Origin of the sequence: Pseudomonas sp. 10S5, from assembly GCF_035019745.1 — a bacterium.
Lineage (GTDB): Bacteria > Pseudomonadota > Gammaproteobacteria > Pseudomonadales > Pseudomonadaceae > Aquipseudomonas.
Genome location: NZ_JASJVL010000001.1, coordinates 162023 through 180119, shown reverse-complemented (window position 1 = coordinate 180119; position 18097 = coordinate 162023). Strand labels below are relative to the sequence as shown.

The following is an 18097-nucleotide window of genomic DNA, read 5'->3' as shown; positions in this document are numbered from 1 at the left end:
TACCTGACTTAAACGAGCAACGGAGCCCAGTTCACACCGGACGCTTTACCCAGGGTGAACCCCTTGCCGGTCAGGGACAGGTTGCTGTTGTAGGCTGGGTCGTGGGCAAACTGACTGCTCCACTTATCGCGCAATTTTTCCAGTGCGCCCTCAGACGTCGGCGTCGTACCCGGATGAATGATTTCGACCTGCGGCGTCCAAACGATCAAGTAACCGGCTTGTCCGATTTTCAAGCACACATCGACGTCACTGTAGGCTTCGCTAAAATCGGTTTCATCCAGCCCACCGACCGCGTCGAACAGTTCTTTGCGAACCATCAAACAGTTGGCGGAAACAGCGGAGTAGCTTTGTTCCACGACCAAGCGGTGCAAGTAGCCTTTGGCGTCTTTCTTTTCACCCACAAACGCCGAACCGACGCCGCCGTTCAGGCCTAGAATCAGACCGGCTTGAGTGATTTTTCCGTCACTTTCAATCAGCTTGGCGCCGACGACCCCGACTTCAGGGCGCTGAGCCTGGTTAAGCAGCAGCTCGATCCAGTTCGGACTCACCACCTCAGCCTCGTCCGAGAGCAACACCAGGTACTCGCCGTTAGCCTGACGGCACGCGTCGTTGAGCAACGCTGACGCATTCAGGGCTTGTTCGTTGCGCAGCACCCTTACTCGACTGCCGGCGACATCCTGAAGAGCCAACCAACTGATCGTTTCGTCATCGGTGCTCTGGTCGTCGACGATCAGCACTTCGTAGAACCGGTGGCGGGTTTTCAACAGAACATGGGTCAGGCAACGTTTGAGACACTCAAGATTGTTGTGGCTGTGGACGATGATCGACACCAGAGGTTGCTCGCGGTGACGATAGTCGATTTGATAGGTGCCCGGCACTGCCGAACTCACGTGGGCCTTGTAGCCGCGGCCGGTGAGATGCCGGTTTAACGCCAGGCTTTCATGGCCATTTTCACCGATCCACGGCTGCTCGCAAATGAGCAACGGCTCGTCAAGGTGGGCCAACCAACTCACTCCACCGCGCTCGATAATGCGCAGCAGCAATTCGAAATCCAATGCACTGTCGAAGTCTGCGGAATAACCACCAGCGTCGACAAACACGTCCTTGCGGATCAACCAATGGCGCGACATTAAGGCGGGGAAACTTTGCAACAGATCCAAGTTGAAATCCGGACGGAACACATCGATCAGCGACCCACTCGGCAATCGTTGTACTTCGTCAGCAAATACCGCACGGCAATCAGGCGCTGCTAACAACTCGACACTGGCGCGCAATAATCCGCTGGCGGTGAACTGATCGCCGCCATTGGCCAGTAGTATCCAATCACAGGATGTTTGCCGTGCCACTTGGTTAAGTTTATCGATACAGTTTTCATGGGTGATCTTAACAAAATGCAGCATGTCCTGAGCCGTGGTGGTGGTCGCAGGCATGCCATTCGTAAACACCACGACCTTGAACGCTCTAAACTGACTTTCCATCAAACTGTCGAGGGTTATCTGTAATTTTCTGTTGTCGTTGTTTGCATTCAACAGCAATATACAAACTTGAGGACCACCGTGATGCGCATCAAGGTGTTTAGTAATTAACGTGCCTTGATCCGCACTGGGCGCACGCGCCTCCAGCCAGTTAATCAGGCGACCGGAAGGCATTTTAGCGAGTTGAGTGTTGCGATTCTGAACCGACACCGCGTCCAGTCGCTTTAACCAATCAACCAACGCTCCAGATTCTCCGGGCTCATCCAGTAGCTGGAGATTATGCGAAAGGCTTTCAACGACCTGCTTGTTGAATGGACTACGGTCCATCGCCGGCCACAAACGCCCGGTAATAGTTTTGATGCTATCGGTGTCGTGCTCCAGTGACGCTTCCTGCTGCAATGCCCAGACACCTTCGAGTTCCTCAAGCTGCACGCGGCCAGCGGGCATGGCGTGAAGCAAAAACTCAATCTGCGTCAGTTGGTCGAAAAAAGCCTGGTTGTAGAACGGCAATTCGACGTACTGCATCGGACCGAACTGCCGGGACGGCCCACTGAGCGGACTGGTCCAGCTGGACATAAAGATAGGCTCCATGGTCAAGGCAGTCCCTTTGCACAAGCCGTCCAGCATCTCGTGAAAACTGTCCAGCACTGATTGCTTGATCTGCGCCTGATCGAGGTCAGTAATCGTCGTAGACAGACTGGCGAAAAATTCCGCCTTGTCTTCGCGATCCTGTTCGCCCTTGGCGTCTCTAGGGCCCAGCACCGTCGTCACTTCAGTGTTGTGGTCTGACGTAATGTAGTTCAGCTCTCGAACACTGTAAGGAATCGGAAGAATACGAACTTTTGACGAGACTAAAAGATAGTAAGCGTGGCCGATTTCACCCCACTCCACGATGATGTCTAGCGGCGCAGCCTCAAACCACTGGCGCAGCAACTCGGTTCGGGCTACCGAATAGAACGGTGGAATAAATTGGCTAAAGAAGTCCCGAACCCGCTGCTCCGGGTGATCAGACGCGTAATCTTCCTGGACCTTTTTATCGCGACGGTAGTACTGCACAAAGTTGCTGTGTGCCAAGTACATCAAACTGTATCCGTAACAAACACCGTAGTCCGGGTTCGTTTCGAGAAACGCCAACGACTGCCCAATGGCATCGTGCAAAATAAAGTCATCGTCCGCCGCAAACAACATATACGGCGTGGTCACCAAGGTCAGACCGTAGGCTAACTTCCCCTGCAGGCCGGTATACGCAAACTGCGGAAGGTGTTGGTAATTGACATCTGGAAAGCGCTCAGTCAGACCTTCAACAGCATTTGGAGAAGAATCAAGCACGAGGAAGGTGCACGGAAAATCGCTATAGAACTGCAGCGCTCTGAGCAAAAAGGCCGGACGATTATGGGTCATAATCACCAGCGTCAGCCGCTCGGCCAAAGACGAAGGCTCATCAGTACTGTCATTATTTTGCATGCTTTTCCCCAAACGGCGAACGGTCATAAGAAGTTGTATTAATGAGTGTGCAATGGATCAGGGGCCAGCTGGCCGACGCCCCCGTCACAGCATGACCAACTTGGGCACCGCAATGACAAACTGCCCGCCCCACTCACGCACTTGCGCTTGCTGCTCACTGACTTCATTCAATAGATTCCAAGGCAGGACCAACACGTAATCCGGCTTTTCAATGGCCAGCCGCTCAGGCGCCACGACCGGAATCCGACTGCCAGGCAAAAATTTCCCCTGCTTGTGGGGATTGGCATCCGCCACCCATGCCAACAAATCAGGCTTGACCCCGGCGTAGTTGAGCAACGTGTTGCCCTTCGCCGCAGCGCCGTAGCCCACGACGCGTTTGCCGTCGGCTTTGGCCTGAAGCAAGAACCGCAACAGGCCATGTTTGATCCGCTCGGCAGCGGGTGCCAGCGTGGAATAAAACTCCGGGGTTTTCATTCCGGCAGCCAGCTCGACAGCCAGCACCCGTTGCACCGTCGGTTCAATCGTCCGGCGCGGCCCATCGGCACGTTGGACAAACACCCGCAACGACCCGCCGTGAGTCGGCAGCTCACTGATATCAAAAATCGCCAAGCCATTGCGCTCGCATAACAGCTGCACCGCTGTCAGCGACAAATACGAATAGTGCTCGTGGTAAAGCGTATCGAACTGAGCGCCAGCCATCAGTGTCAGCAAGTGCGGAAACTCAAAGGTCGCAACGCCTTCGGGTTTCAACAGCAGAGCAAAACCGCTCAGAAAGTCGTTGATATCAGGAACGTGCGCCAAGACGTTGTTGGCAGCCATCAAGTCTGCGGACCAGCCCTCTGCCACTAACTGCGCAGCAGCCGCCTGACCGAAGAACAGCTCGCGAATCTCCAGGCCTTTTTCTCTTGCTGCCTGCGCCGTGCTGTGCGTCGGCTCGATGCCCAGGCAGGCAATGCCACGTTGAGCCACGTATTGCAGGAGGTAGCCGTCGTTGGCGGCGATTTCCACCACCCGGCTGTCGGTGGTCAAACCAAAGCGCTCAACCATCTCGGCGACGTAACGGTCGGCGTGCGCCAACCAAGTGGTGGAGAACGAGCTGAAATACGCATAATCGGCGTCAAACAGGGTTTCAGCGCTGGTGTAGTCCTCGGTCTGTACCAGCCAACAGGCCTGACACACCTGAACCTTGAGCGGCACCCATTGCTCCGATTGCCCAAGCTGCTGTGGACTTAAATAAGCGTTCGACGGCGGTGCGGTGCCGAGATCGATCAACGGCAAAACCAGTGGAGTGGCGCAACCTCTACACTTCATAGCGAAACTCCAACAAGCCGAGGGTCCAGTGCAGAAGACGAGGGGTCTCGTTCCGACAGCCCTCGATACAAATTCAATTGGGCCAACGTCACGTCACTCATGTCTGCGCCATTTTTCCAGGCCAGGTGCCAATCCACTGTGTGTTCTAGACACTGTTGTAGGGACCAACGGGGCTGCCAGGCTAACAATTGATGAGCGCGACTGCTGTCCAGGCGTAGCAGGCCGGCTTCATGCAGATCGCTGGGTTCGATGCGCAGCCCTGGCGCTTGCGGCCAGCGTTGGGCGAGTTGATTCACCACTTCACCGACGCTGCACATGTCGCTTTCGCTCGGGCCGAAATTCCATGCCCCGGCAAACTCCGGACCTTTTTCATACAGCGCTGCCGCCAGTTGCAGGTAACCCGCCAAAGGTTCCAGCGCGTGTTGCCAAGGCCTGATGGCCTGTGGATAACGCAACGTGACCGGCTCGCCGGCTGACCATGCTTTAAACACGTCGGGGATTAAACGCTCAGCGGCGAAGTCGCCGCCGCCAAGCACATTGCCTGCCCGCGCGGTGGCTAACGCCAAACCGTGTTCTTCATAGCGACCAGCGGCGAAAAATGACGCCGCATAGGATTGAGCCAACAGCTCGCAGCAGGCTTTGCTGCTGCTGTAAGGATCATGCCCACCCAGCGGCTCGTTCTCGCGGTAAGGCCACAGCCATTCTTTATTGGCGTAAACCTTATCGGTGGTGACCAACACGCAGGCCCGGACGCAGCCGACCTGGCGAATCGCTTCAAGCAGATTAAGGGTGCCCATCACGTTGCTGGAATAGGTGCCTAACGGGTCGCGGTAGCCTTCTCGCACCAGCGGTTGAGCCGCCAGGTGCAAGACGATTTCAGGTTCGACATCCGCCATCACCTCCAGCAAAGCGCCCAAGTCACGCAAGTCACCGCGCCTATCGTTCAAGCCATCGGCAACCCGCGCAAGCGTGTACAGATTCGGCTCGGTCGGAGGTTCCAAGGCGAAACCGGTGACATCGGCACCCAGGCTCTTCAACCACAGCGCTAACCAGCTGCCTTTAAAGCCAGTGTGACCGGTCAGCAGAACCCGCTTGCCGCGCCAGAATGGCGGGCTTAGTCCCACTGCTTCCATGGGGCCTCTCCTTTTTGCCACAACTCCTCAAGATGATTCTTGTCGCGCAAGGTATCCATCGGCTGCCAAAAACCGTCGTGCTGGAACGCCATTAAGTGGCCACCAGCCGCAAGGTCGGCTAAAGGTTCAGATTCCCACGCGGTTAAGTCGCCTTTAATAAACGGCAGAACCTTGGGTGAAAGCACAAAAAAACCACCGTTGATCCAACCGCCATCGCCACGGGGTTTTTCGGTAAAACCCTGTACTGAATTGCCTTGGCGATCCAAAGCACCATAACGTCCCGGCGGTTGCACTGCGGTCACGGTCGCTAACTTGCCGTGGGACAGGTGAAAGTCCACCAATGCGCCAATATTCAGATCTGATACACCGTCGCCGTAGGTAAAACAAAAAGCTTCTTCGTTTTCCAAATGGCCGGCAGCCCGCCGTAAACGGCCGCCGGTCTGAGTCTCTTCACCGGTGTCAATCAGCGTCACGCGCCATGGTTCACTGTAATTCTGGTGCACGTCCATCCGATTGGCGACCATATCGAACGTAACGTCGGAGGTATGCAAAAAGTAGTTGGCGAAGAAGTCCTTGATCGCATAGCCCTTGTAGCCGAGGCAGATAATGAAGTCGTTGATACCATGAGCCGAATACTGTTTCATGATGTGCCAAAGAATTGGCTTGCCGCCAATTTCTATCATCGGTTTCGGCTTAAGGTGCGACTCTTCGCTGATACGTGTACCCAGACCGCCCGCCAGAATTACTGCCTTCATCCTGTCCTCTCTTGTTTGGCAAAAGGGCGCACTAAGCGTTATCGACCTCGCGGACCCTATCAATAGATCGCCTGCCTACGACGCGAAGCATTTTGCTACCGCGGCGGGAATAAAGTTTTTTTGGCGATACAGAGAGGTTTTAGCAGGAAGCGTGCCAGCTCAAATTACTCAAGCGGGGATGAGTTTTATAAGAGTTGCCACGGCGTCGGGGAGTGGCTGGGCGTCGGAATTGACGCCCTCCCGAACGAATTGGGCCCTACAGAGAATCACTAAACCCTGTAGGAGTTGCCGAAGGCGACGATAAGGTCGGCACGACCTTCAGCGGTATCACTAAAGCAACCCTTACCCGGTCGAATCGCAGCCTTCGGCAGCGCCTGCAGACTTATGTTTTTGATCCATAAGTTATGCACGTTTTGACAAACTATCGGAATTAATCTGCAATCCAACCGTTTACCCACTGCTGCAAATTATCGCCACGCAACATGTAGTCCCGAAGAACGACTTCGCGCAAGTCATCACCCATGCGGTAGCTGGCATCGGGATCGGACAAATGCATTCGGATAGCCTGCAGCCATTCATCCGTAGTGTTTGTGATGATCCGCGTGCACGGCATATATCCCTGATAGGCTTGGGTGTTAGTGCAAATCACCGGAAAACCGCACGCGCCGTACTCCAACAGCCGCAAGTTGCTCTTACAATCGTTGAAGATATGGAACTCCAACGGAGCCAGCGCAAGGTCCAAGTTCAAACTTGCCAACTTCGCCGGGTACTGATCCATACCCACAATCGGATGAAACTCGTGAAGATAAGGCCGTAGTTCTTTCGGGCACATACCAAAAAACACCCATTCGACCTCGTCCGCCAACTCCCGGATAACCTCAGCAATGATCTCCAAATCACCCGTGTGACTGGTGCCACCGCCCCAACCAATCCGTGGTTTTTTTGACGTCCGGCGATTGCCGCGCAAATTACTCCACAACCGGGGGGCCAACATGTTGGGCACCACTCGAATGTCCGAGTGCATGCTAGACAGTACGTCGCCCAATGCCGCTGTGGAAACAACCACCCGATCGCAATTGACAATACCGCGACGCAGCACCTCGGTCATGTCCGCTGCGGAAGGGGCGTTTCGCATGTGTCCATTTTTCGCCGGGACCTCAATGACGTTGTCATCGAGTTCATAAATACGCCGGGTATTGAAATGCGTCTTCATCGACGCAATTTGCAAAATCCCGCCGTGAAAATACCGCCCTTGAAAGACCGCCACGTCAGGTGATCGACGTTCGATCTCGACCAGCGTAGGCCACTCATAAGATATCTGCCCAACGACCCTGCCTGTCGCCTCCAACCCAAGAAAAGGCTCGCTCATGCGGTAATGCCCAACCGCCGAGGAGTTGATCGGCAAAATCAATAGTTCTGGCAAGCTCGATGAGGTAAATGGACTCCAGCCGGTTCTCAAGCCGGGTTCCAGTCGATAACTGCTACCGTTCATTGAAAAGTTCGGGTTGTAGGCGGGGTCATAGGCGACCAGCGCTAATCGACGATCAAGAAAGGTGGCTTGCTCCAACTCCCGACGATCAAACTGAGCCTGGGTCGGATTCGCGCCACGGCGGCTACCGAGAGCCAATTGCACTTCAGGGGTCCACACCACCAAGTAACCGGCCTCACGCACCCGCAAGCATAAATCGATTTCGTCGAAAATTTGGCTGTATTCGGTGTCGTCCAGTCCGCCAATGCTTTCGAACACGTCCCGGCGCACCATCAGACAATCAGAACCCACCGCACTCAGGTTTTGCGGTATTTGCAGACGGTGCATATAGCCGTTTGCATTCATGTTTTCGCCGTAAAACTGATAACCCGCCGTACCGTCCAGGCCAAGAATAATGCCCGCCTGTAAAACCAGCCCTTGGGGGTTGAACACTTTAGGGCCGACGATTCCGACCTCGGGACGTTGGGCGTGACTGAGCAGACCGTCTAACCATTCAGGCTGAGTGATGACCGTGTAGGTATTGAGGATCAGCAGGTACTCACCCCGAGCATGCACGGCACCGAAATTACGCAACGTAGGAACACAGGCGGCCTCGGGATGATCAAGGATGCGCAACGTGCCCGAGGACATTTTCGCCATGCCACTCAGCCACTCACGGGCCTCAGTGCTAACGCTACCGTTGTCGACAATCAATACTTCGAAATGGGTATAGGCGGTTTTTTCCAGAAGCGTTTCGATGCAACGCTGCAGCGCAAAAAGCTGATCCTTGTGCAGGATAATGATCGACACCAAAGGTCGTTCGGCGTGCTGGTACGTTATTTTATTAACGGACAACTCAACGCCCAACTGAATGTGGTGGTCAATGCCTGAGCGCTGTAAGTGAGCACCCACCACCCGTAGATTTTGCATAACGACTTCTGGCAATGCCAGCCACTGGGAGAAGCTTAACTGCGATTCCAGCACAATCTCGGCAATGTGGTGAACCGAAGTCTCACCTTGTTGTTCATACAATCGCCAGACCAAGTCATGTGGCGCCAACTCCCCGTAGTTTGAATCGAACCCACCGAGTGCCAGGTAACTCTCGCGCTGGAAGGCCACACACCGCCCGATATACGGATAGCTGCGCAGAAAGTCGAGGTTGAAGTCAGGCTTGAATACCGGCTCTGCCGACTCTCCATCACGCAATGCACCTTCGTCAGTGTAAAAACAGCGTGCGGTGTCGTTATTGACGATACGGTCCGCCAACATCAACAGCGCCGACTCGACCAGGCGGTCACCCGCACGCAGCATATAGAACCATTCGGCACCGTCGAGTTGCGCCAGCAGCTCATCGATTTGCGCTATCCAATCGTCCTGCAGCGGCAACGTGCAGACCTTCCCCTCCAAGGCGGTTTCTGTGCAGCTCGCGGATAAAACCAACACCAAATCCGCTGCATAAAGCTGCGTGGCAATACTCTGTAGGGTCATGGCAAGACCGGCACGACTGCCTTTCTCGTCAACGATGATCGGGACGATTTTAGGTCTCTGCTGCCAATGCGTCAGCGTGATCGGTAGCAACTGTCGCTGCCCTACCGATATGGATTTATACGCCAGCCATTCCGCATAGAACTCAGCGAAGCTTTCACTGTAACTACCAACCTTTCCTTGCATGCTGCCCTGTCGCGTGCCCAGGGAACGCATGGTGGCGTGCTCATGCCACGTAATTGGCACTTCATTGGCCGCCGTCAATGGCACATAACGAACATAGCCTTGGGCCGGAGGTAACTCGCCGCCACGGGCCTCTAAAAATTCTATTGCCAGTGGAATCTCGTCCGCCATGGCATCAATCATTAATTGCTGGCGGCTCAACCGATCGTTATGAAGCCGCTCAATAATGAGCACACTTGTAAGGGCGACCATGTTGCCGCGGCGCATCAAACAGCTGTACAGCATCAGATCGAGCAAAGCGACGAACTGGTTACCTTCGGCCAATGTCGGCAGGTATTCCTGCACGACCGAGCTGCGCATCAACGCACTGCTCAAGCCACCAAGGAAGTTGTTCGGGAAATGCTGGAGCACACCAAGCACGTCCTCGCCGTTAAACAGGCTATCGACGTGAGAAAGCGGAATATTACCAATGCGATCCGGCAATTGAACGTCATCCGCGTCCCAAAAATAACGCTGACCCAACACCAAATTAATATTTTTGTAGCCGGTGAAACCCTTCATCTGCGATTCAAGACACAGCGGAAACAACTGATCGTCATCGCATAGAAACTTGATGAACTCACCCGTGGCTTCACTCAGGCATTTAAGCAAGTTAGCGGCAAAACCCAGGCGTTGCGGGTTTTTGATATAACGAACCGGCACAGTGCTGAATCCAGAGAACGAGTCAACCACCACCTTAATCCCATCCGTGCGGCAATCGTCACAAATCACAACCTCGTAATTCGAGTACGTTTGATTCAATGCACTGTGCAATGTCCGCTGAAAAAACCGTGGGTTATAGGCGGGAATCACAATACTGACGAGGGGAAGTGGTTTCACGGCGAGAACTCATAAGCGGCGGGCGCCGCACTTGATCAGCGAGCGCCCTGAACCAATGGATAATGATGACCTGCCTAGTAGCCGGTCGTTACGTTGAGCGAGCGTTTAGACCTTGTTGAACAGACCCAACTGAGAGATTTTGCTGAAGGCCAATTGCGCTGCCGACAACATAGTGGTCTGCAAGGTCAAACGGGTGATAGCCTCAACCGGATCCGAATCACGAATCGCGCCTTGGGCGATTGTGTTGCCTATAACCAAGGTGTCATTGGTAGAACTTTGGTTTGTTAGAATTTTTTGCCGCGCGCCGGAGTTACTGACGGCACTTGATAGCAATGTGTTGGCTGTCGCCAAGTTACCAATGGCCGAGTCCATTGACGCGCTCAGCTTTTGCTGAGCAATGGGGTTACCGTCGGATGGGACGGCCAATGCAGCCGCCGCAGCCACCAAGGTGTTCAGGATGTTTTGCGATTGATGGGTATTGGCCTGAACCGAAAAAGTGTCAGACGCCGCCGGAGCACCGCTGAGGTTGAAGGTAATCCCGGACGCCGTGGCCGTGATAGTGGTAACAGGCGGCGAACCTGCGCTGGTCGAAGTGACGGTGCCACTTGAAACAGCCTTGCTAGTGCCGGTCATGGGTGCGGCATACAAATCGAATTGGGTGGCGCTGGTGAATTTGAGGACCGCTCCGCCAGGTGGAAAGCTGCTGTTATAAGCGCTGGCGCTGGTCTGAGTCGCACTGGTGATGACTGAAGTCGAGGTGTTGCCAGGGCTGCGTGAGACTGAAAAGGTGTCGGGCGTTGCCGTCAGTTGGAACGTGTGGCCCGCGACCGCAGCGTCGGCCGACGCCGTTGTGGCGTTGTCCGCCGCGCTCAGGTTGGCGTTGAGATTAATTTCAAGCCCACGAAAACCGATGCTTTGGGTGGCCGAACTCGTGGAGCTAAACATACCGTTTCCGCTGGTTTCCGACGTGACGTCGAGGCCAGCACTATCGGCGACGGTGTACTGCGTACTACTAAGGAAGCTGATTTTGTATGGCTGACCACTCGTAAACGCCGAATTGAAAGTCACACTGTTCGTCACCTGACCGGCAGACAGGTTCAACCGACCGTCGTCTGGCGTAGGTGACGTCAAAGTGGTGGCTGTACGGACGGTATTAGTCGCCTGTTCGAATGCCGCCCAACCGGTGGTGTTGGTAGTAATCGACAAGTTGTCGCCGATCGGCACGCTATTGGAGGTTTGGTCGCCGTGGTAACTATAAGTACCGTCTGCGTTTTGGGAATAGGGCGGCGTCGGTGACTTTGAACCAGAAAATATGTACTGCCCGTTGGCATCCTGGCTGTTCATCAATGACAAGACCTGTGCCTGGATCTGGGTCAGCTCTTCGGAGTTAGCCTTGCGGTCGTCGTTGGTATACGTGCCATTAGCACCTGACAGGACCAACTCTTGTGCCCTCGCCACTGCAGTTTGAATGCCTTCCATTGCTGATTGCGACTGAACCATTGTCGCGTTGGCCGCCGTCATGTTGGACGTATACTGACCGAGCAACGAACTCTGTTGACCCAGTTGAAGTAAGCGTGTCGCCCCCGCCGGATCATCAGCGGCCGTATTGAGCTTTACTTGGCTGCTGACTTCCTGGCCAGTGGTAAGCGTGTTGCTGTAGATGCGCTGATAGTTAGCCGCACTCGCGTCGTAAAACTGACCAGTAGAAATACGCATGATGTGTACGACCCCTTAGAGAGCATTGATCAAAGTGGTAAACATCGCTTGTGCAGTCTTGATGATCTGCGAGGAGGCGGTGTAGTACTGTTGATACTTGACCAGGTTGGCTGTTTCTTCATCAAGGTTGACACCCGAGACCGAGTTCCGAGCAGATTTGGCTTGGGTAACGATGGCCGTGGTTGCAGCGCTGTCGCTTTTGGCTTGGGCCGCTTGGGCCCCTACCGCTCCTACCAACTTGCCGTAGGCGTCAGAAAGACTGACGCCGGGGGCGGAACCCGAGACCCCAATCGTCGGCGTCGACTGCAAGGCCGCGGTCGCTGACGCGTTACGGTTATCGGAAGACCCAGCGGCCGTCATCGACAGGCTGTAGCTGTCATTGGCAGCGGGTGTACCAGAAATTGTCATTTGAACGGTGAACGTCTTTTGCACCGGGGGTGGGGCAGTCGTGTTGATCGGATTGCCGCTGGCATCGATCATCGGTACCGTTAGATTCAAAGTATTGGATTGCCCTGGGACGATGGAGCCGTTGCCAATCGAAGTGCCTTGGGCGTTGAACATCGTGTAATTCTGAGAACCACTGGCGACGGCACCGAAGACTAACTTGATCGGCGTAGAGTTGGTGATACCTGTGCGCAGATCGGCGCTGCTTGCGGCGTCGTAGATATTCAGCTGAGTGGTCAAGGTCGGTTGTTGCGAAATCGTTGTGCTGCCTTTGTTGCTGGCGCCCGCCGAAGCCGACAATGGCGCGGCGGCGGCTAGAGCCTGGGGATCGGTCATGGTCGTGCTAATGCCGGAGGCGGCATTGCGCGTTGGCGTCACCTTGAAGCTGTCGCCCGCGCTAAACGCCCCGCCGTTTTGCGCGATGGAAAAACCATCGACAACAAGCGCCGGTTTGGTAGCCAGATCAGAGGAGCCCATAACTTTGCCGTCCGATAGACGTTTAACGTCGTAAGCGGTGGCGCTGGTAAAAGTGACCTGATAGTCGTTGGCCGTAATTTTGCTAGTGTCGGAAATGGTCACATCGAGGTTGCCCGACGGGGCGCTGTTACCCGACGAGGCGATACTGCGCTGGCTGATCTGGGCTGCACTGTTAATGCTGCTAAACAAATTCGAACCAAAGGCGCCGTTAAGGTCCAGGCCCTGATTCAATTGACTGTTGACCTTATCGGAAACCGACAACGCAACACGCCCCAACTCATTCATGGCGGGTGCCAATACGTCACTGCGATAGCGCAACAGGCCGCCAATGCTGCCACCGCTCACTACCGAGGTCACGTCTGATTTACTTTGCCCGTAGCTTACCGACAAGCTGTACTGGGTTGGATCGGTACTACTTGGTCCTGCTGACAAGGTATTGACACTGGTGCCACTGACGAGAGATTGGCCGGTGCCGATAGTGATGTCATAGCTGCCATTGTTGTCGATAACTTTTGCGCCCACCAACGTGTTGAGTTGACGCACAGCTTCGTTGCGCGAATCAAGCATGGCATTAGGGGTCGAGCCAGTGGCTGATGCTTGGGTAATCTGCTTGTTCAATTGAGCAATAGACGCCGACAACGTGTTGACCTGAGTCGCGAGGGTAGTCAATTGGCTGTTGATGTCGGTGTTCTGACTGCCCAGCTGCGATGAAATCGAATTAAAGCGGCTGCTTAGAGAACCTGACGTGGTCAGCAATTGCGAGCGCGCCCCCGCATCGGTGGGGTTGGTCGAGACGGCTTGAAGCTGCGTGAAGAAGGTCTTCAATACACTGGAAACGCCCGTACTGACGCCCGATAGCAGCGTATCGGTAGAACTGACTTGCCCAAGAAAGGCCGTGGTTTCCGAATCCAGGGCAGTACTGCTTTGCAATTGGCTGTCGAGGTAACTGTTATAGATTCGGCGAACGTCCATCAGCGTGGTGCCGGTACCGATGTAGCCGAAACCGAGATTCTGCGGTGATGAAGCACCCGTAATAACCTGCTGACGCGAGTACCCGGCGGTATCAACGTTGGCCATGTTGTTACTGATGGTGTTAAGCGCTGCAGAGTTTGCAGTCAGCCCCGAAAGCCCAATTGAAATCAGTGACATGGTTCAAGCCTTATAAAGTCGTGGAAGAGCTCGCGGCGGCGTAGTTCTGGTAACTCTTCATCTGCTTGGCGATTTGCGAAATCTTGCTGGCGTAGTCCGGATCCGTGGCATAGCCGGCCTTCTGCAGCTCTTTCACAAACTGTTCAGGGTTATCGGCAGATTTCAGCACACCTTGATAGCGATTATTGTTCTGCAACACCGTCACCAAATCGTGGAAGCTGTCTGCATAAGAACCGTATGAACGGAAGTCCGCGGTCTCCTTGATCATCTGCCCGTCACGAAACTCGCTGGTGATCGCTCGCGCTTCTGGACCCTGCCAACCACCTTGAGCCTTGATGCCGAATAAGTTGTGGCTGTTACTGCCGTCCTGCTGACGCATGATTGATTTACCCCAGCCCGTTTCCAGCGCAGCCTGTGCAACCAGAACCGTAGGATCGACACCGATACGCGCGGCGGCGTCCTTGGCCAACGGCAACATGGTGGCGACGAAAGCATCTTGGCTGGCAAAGGTTTTGCTGCCGGGTGCCAGAGGTGGCTGGGCCATCGAGCGACCCAAAATCTGTATCGCGCTCCCGGACGTCGTAAGCGCTGGGTTTTGAGTCCAATCACCATTGCTGAAGTAGGCGGCACCGCTGCGCACCACTGCAGTCGTAGAACCGCTAATCGCACTGCCCGCTCCTGCTTGGCTGAGGGCCGCCGAGGTTGTCGGAACAATGCCAGCCAGCAGGCGATCGGCAAGGCTGCTGGGCAATGCCAGTCGACGGGCATTGAGCTTTGCAACGTCGTTATGCGGGCTCGCGCTGGAGGAGGCCGAAGCTGCCGCCAATCGGTGATCCGCCGCCACCGAGCGCGTCGCCCACAATGGTCGTTGAGTAATTTTCAGCGCCAGACCAGTGACGTTGACAGCGTCAGCATCCGAATCGGTCTTGTCAGCCAAAATGCTCACATCGGGATGAAGCAGGTTCGAGCGTTTCAAGTCGGTATGTTTGCCCGCCAATGCCGTCAGATTGCCAACGGTGTTCGATGGGGCTGTTTCAGAATCCTTGATTTTTGACAACTGCCTCATCAACACGTCTTGCAGACCAATGCCACCGCCCTGCCGGGACATGGTGACCGACAGTTGTTGGTCGTACATTTCTTGGTACTGACGCATTTCCGAGGTATTCATCGGATTGTCTTTGGCCAGCACCTGATTGGCCGAGCGCATGGACTTGAGCATCTGGCTGACGAACAGCGCCTCAAACTCCTGAGCCACTTTTTTCAGGTTACTGGTACTGTCGCGATCACCGGTTTTTAGGGCATTCAGGCGATTAAGGTCAGAGTAAGCACCCGAATCGCTGGCGGTGGGCGCTGCACTGATGGGCAAGTCCATGCGAAGCTCCTTAAATTACAATCAGATCGGCCTGAAGCGCGCCGGCCTGTTTTAACGCTTCAAGAATGGCCATCAAGTCACCCGGGGCAGCACCCACTTGGTTAACCGCGCGGACGATTTCATCCAGCGTTGTGCCCGGACCGAACTTGAACATTGGGTGCAGCTCTTGAGCGGCATTAAGTCGAGATCGGGGGACTACCGCCGTCTGCCCACCGGACAACGCGCCAGGCTGACTGACGATCGGATCTTCAGTAATGGTGACTGTCAAGCTGCCATGGGTAACTGCCGCAGGCGAAACCCGGACGTTCTGACCGATCACGATAGTGCCGGTACGCGAGTTGATGATGACTTTGGCCGAGGCTTGGCCTGGATCGACTTCCAGGTTTTCCAGCACCGACAAGTATTCAACACGCTGGCTCGGGTCCATGGGGGCTGTCACTCGCACCGAACCGCCGTCGAGAGCTTGTGCTACGCCAGGGCCGAGCATGTCGTTGATCTTGTCGACCACCCGCTTGGCTGTGGTGAAGTCAGAACGGTTGAGGTTGAAAGTCAGGCTGTTACCCTGATTGAATCCGCTTGGCACTGACCGCTCGACCGAGGCACCGCCTGGGATACGGCCGGCAGACGGGACATTGACTGTGATCTTCGAGCCGTCGCGACCTTCGGCGTCAAAACCACCCACCACCAGGTTGCCTTGGGCAATCGCATAGACATTGCCATCGACACCTTTCATCGGTGTCATCAGGAGGCTGCCGCCACGTAAGCTTTTCGAGTTACCTATGGACGACACCGTAATGTCGACCATTTGACCGGGCTTGGCGAACGCTGGCAAATCTGCATACACGGCCACCGCTGCAACGTTCTTCAGCTGCACGGTACCGGCCCCCGCAGGAACCTTGATGCCAAACTGAGCCAGCATGTTGTTGAAAGTTTGCAAGGTAAAGGGGGTCTGGGTGGTCTGATCGCCAGTGCCGTTGAGGCCAACCACCAAGCCGTAACCGATCAGTTGGTTAGTCCGCACCCCGGAAATACTGGCGATATCCTTCAAACGCTCGGCTTGTACGCCAAAGGTGGTGCACGAAAGCAGGACCGCCACCCATAAATGTTTGAAATTGCTCATGTCTATCCCGCTATTAGAAAGGGAACAACGGGCTGAGGAAGAAACGATCAAACCACCCCGGCTGACTGGAATCGGCAAATGAACCGGTTCCTGAATATGTGATACGTGCATCCGCAACGCGTGTAGACGACACGGTGTTGTCGGTGGCAATGTCATCGGCGCGGATCAGCCCGGCAATTCGTACCAATTCGTCACCGGTGTTAAGGGTCATCCACTTTTCCCCCCGTACCGCGAGAATGCCGTTGGGCAACACTTCAGCCACCGTCACTGTGACCGAGCCGGTCAAGCTGTTGCTCTGCGCTGCTTTACCGTCGCCTTTAGTTGTACGTGCGCCGTTGTAACCGACGTTCAGGCTCAGATCGGTGTCGCCCACAGGGTTACTAGTGCTCAAGCCCCCACCAAATAATGACGTCAGGCCAATGCTGTTACTGCTGTTTTTTGTGATGCCATTACTGGCCGCTTTACTGGCCGCCGTCCTCTCGGAAAGCGTAATAGTAATGATGTCTCCAATCCGATAAGCCTTGCGGTCGTCGTAGAGGTTTTGCTCAAAACCGGCTTGGTATATCGAGCCGTTATTCGCTGCCGCCGGCAGAGGCGTTCGCGGCAGAACCGGTGCGTAGAAAGGATCATTGGGCTTAGCCACTGGAGCAACACAGCCAGCCACCAATGCGGTTGCGCAAAACGGGGCTACCCACAGAGCAAGCAGTCGGGCAAGTCGTAGTAAAGATAGCCGTTTCATGACACGGTAAACCTCGCGGTGTAACAGGTACTTATCAGGCACCCCTTCCAGGTGATCAAGCAGCATGACAGGCCGAATTGGCGCATCAGGCTTTTACAGATTTTGCGCAATGTGTTGCAGCATCTGGTCGGCAGTGGAGATCACTTTGGAGTTCATTTCATAAGCGCGCTGCGTGGTGATCATATTGACCATCTCCTCAACGGTGCTTACGTTCGACGCTTCCAGGGTGTTCTGCTGGGTAGTACCGAAGCCATTCAAGCCAGGCGTACCTACTTGTGGCGCACCACTGGACGCGGTTTCCAGAAACAAGTTGCCACCTTGCGATTGTAGACCGGCAGGGTTAATGAAATCAGCGGTCTGCACGTTGCCGATGATCTGCGGCGTAGCAGTAGCACCGGCCAAGGTGATTGACACCGTTCCGTCTTGGCCGACAGTGAACGTCTGGGCTTGCTGTGGCACGACGATGGCCGGCTCTAAGGCAAAGCCGTTAGCCGTCACAATCTGACCGTTGGTATCCAAATGGAACGAACCGTCACGTGTGTAGGCAACCGTGCCGCTAGGCTGGCGAATCTGGAAAAAGCCGCGACCGTTGATGGCCAAGTCGAGTGGCTGATCGGTGGTTTGCAAACTGCCGGCGCTAAAGTTCTTTTGCGTACCGACGATACGTACACCCGTACCCAGCTGGAGGCCGGAAGGCAACGCGCTGTCCTGCGTCGACTGGGCGCCCGGTTGCCGCTTGATCTGATACAGCAAGTCTTGAAACTCAGCCCGATCACGCTTGAAACCGGTGGTCGATACGTTTGCCAAGTTGTTGGAAATGGTCGTCAGGTTGATGTCCTGAGCGGCTAGACCGGTTTTGCTGACGTAAAGTGCCGGAAGCATTATTTCTCTCCTCAAGCGCCTGGTAATCGGCGCAAGCTATCAATG

At 55.1% G+C, this 18097-nt stretch carries 11 protein-coding genes; all 11 read right to left on the bottom strand.

The window, feature by feature from the left end; translation table 11 throughout:
- Positions 1 to 8 precede the first annotated feature (8 nt).
- The gene (locus tag QN378_RS00805; protein ID WP_323549517.1) at positions 9 to 2939 is read right to left on the bottom strand and encodes a TIGR00180 family glycosyltransferase; all 2931 of its coding nucleotides are present in this window, start codon (positions 2937 to 2939) and stop codon (positions 9 to 11) included.
- Positions 2940 to 3023: 84 nt separating this feature from the next.
- The gene (locus tag QN378_RS00800) at positions 3024 to 4250 is read right to left on the bottom strand and encodes a class I SAM-dependent methyltransferase (RefSeq protein WP_322204102.1); all 1227 of its coding nucleotides are present in this window, start codon (positions 4248 to 4250) and stop codon (positions 3024 to 3026) included.
- Positions 4247 to 5383 carry a CDP-glucose 4,6-dehydratase gene (gene rfbG / locus QN378_RS00795; RefSeq protein WP_323549514.1) on the bottom strand — a complete coding sequence of 379 codons (1137 nt, stop codon included), beginning with the start codon at positions 5381 to 5383 and terminating at the stop codon, positions 4247 to 4249. The genes QN378_RS00800 and rfbG overlap by 4 nt, the downstream gene beginning before the upstream one ends.
- Positions 5365 to 6138 carry a glucose-1-phosphate cytidylyltransferase gene (gene rfbF, locus QN378_RS00790; RefSeq protein ID WP_322204106.1) on the bottom strand — a complete coding sequence of 258 codons (774 nt, stop codon included), beginning with the start codon at positions 6136 to 6138 and terminating at the stop codon, positions 5365 to 5367. The genes rfbG and rfbF overlap by 19 nt, the downstream gene beginning before the upstream one ends.
- Before the next feature lie 430 nt (positions 6139 to 6568).
- Positions 6569 to 10153, bottom strand: coding sequence for a glycosyltransferase (locus QN378_RS00785; RefSeq protein WP_322204108.1), 3585 nt, complete (start codon positions 10151 to 10153; stop codon positions 6569 to 6571).
- Between the two features lie 105 nt (positions 10154 to 10258).
- Positions 10259 to 11869, bottom strand: a complete 1611-nt coding sequence (locus tag QN378_RS00780) for a flagellar hook-associated protein 3 (RefSeq protein ID WP_323549511.1) — start codon at positions 11867 to 11869, stop codon at positions 10259 to 10261.
- A gap of 15 nt (positions 11870 to 11884) precedes the next feature.
- The gene (gene flgK, locus QN378_RS00775) at positions 11885 to 13939 is read right to left on the bottom strand and encodes a flagellar hook-associated protein FlgK (RefSeq protein ID WP_323549509.1); all 2055 of its coding nucleotides are present in this window, start codon (positions 13937 to 13939) and stop codon (positions 11885 to 11887) included.
- Positions 13940 to 13949: 10 nt separating this feature from the next.
- On the bottom strand, positions 13950 to 15311 hold the full coding sequence (gene flgJ, locus QN378_RS00770) for a flagellar assembly peptidoglycan hydrolase FlgJ (protein WP_323549508.1): 1362 nt from the start codon (positions 15309 to 15311) through the stop codon (positions 13950 to 13952).
- Between the two features lie 10 nt (positions 15312 to 15321).
- On the bottom strand, positions 15322 to 16431 hold the full coding sequence (locus QN378_RS00765; RefSeq protein ID WP_322204115.1) for a flagellar basal body P-ring protein FlgI: 1110 nt from the start codon (positions 16429 to 16431) through the stop codon (positions 15322 to 15324).
- A 13-nt stretch (positions 16432 to 16444) separates the two neighbouring features.
- Positions 16445 to 17170, bottom strand: coding sequence for a flagellar basal body L-ring protein FlgH (gene flgH, locus QN378_RS00760; RefSeq protein WP_322204117.1), 726 nt, complete (start codon positions 17168 to 17170; stop codon positions 16445 to 16447).
- A 93-nt stretch (positions 17171 to 17263) separates the two neighbouring features.
- Positions 17264 to 18052 carry a flagellar basal-body rod protein FlgG gene (gene flgG / locus QN378_RS00755; RefSeq protein WP_323549506.1) on the bottom strand — a complete coding sequence of 263 codons (789 nt, stop codon included), beginning with the start codon at positions 18050 to 18052 and terminating at the stop codon, positions 17264 to 17266.
- Positions 18053 to 18097: the final 45 nt, after the last annotated feature.

Bases quoted from the DNA above. Each gene is read 5' to 3' on its own strand.
- QN378_RS00805 (WP_323549517.1), bottom strand. From the start codon at position 2,939: ATGCAAAATAATGACAGTACTGATGAGCCTTCGTCTTTGGCCGAGCGG.
- QN378_RS00800 (WP_322204102.1), bottom strand. From the start codon at position 4,250: ATGAAGTGTAGAGGTTGCGCCACTCCACTGGTTTTGCCGTTGATCGAT.
- rfbG (WP_323549514.1), bottom strand. From the start codon at position 5,383: ATGGAAGCAGTGGGACTAAGCCCGCCATTCTGGCGCGGCAAGCGGGTT.
- rfbF (WP_322204106.1), bottom strand. From the start codon at position 6,138: ATGAAGGCAGTAATTCTGGCGGGCGGTCTGGGTACACGTATCAGCGAA.
- QN378_RS00780 (WP_323549511.1), bottom strand. From the start codon at position 11,869: ATGCGTATTTCTACTGGTCAGTTTTACGACGCGAGTGCGGCTAACTAT.
- flgK (WP_323549509.1), bottom strand. From the start codon at position 13,939: ATGTCACTGATTTCAATTGGGCTTTCGGGGCTGACTGCAAACTCTGCA.
- flgJ (WP_323549508.1), bottom strand. From the start codon at position 15,311: ATGGACTTGCCCATCAGTGCAGCGCCCACCGCCAGCGATTCGGGTGCT.
- QN378_RS00765 (WP_322204115.1), bottom strand. From the start codon at position 16,431: ATGAGCAATTTCAAACATTTATGGGTGGCGGTCCTGCTTTCGTGCACC.
- flgH (WP_322204117.1), bottom strand. From the start codon at position 17,170: ATGAAACGGCTATCTTTACTACGACTTGCCCGACTGCTTGCTCTGTGG.
- flgG (WP_323549506.1), bottom strand. From the start codon at position 18,052: ATGCTTCCGGCACTTTACGTCAGCAAAACCGGTCTAGCCGCTCAGGAC.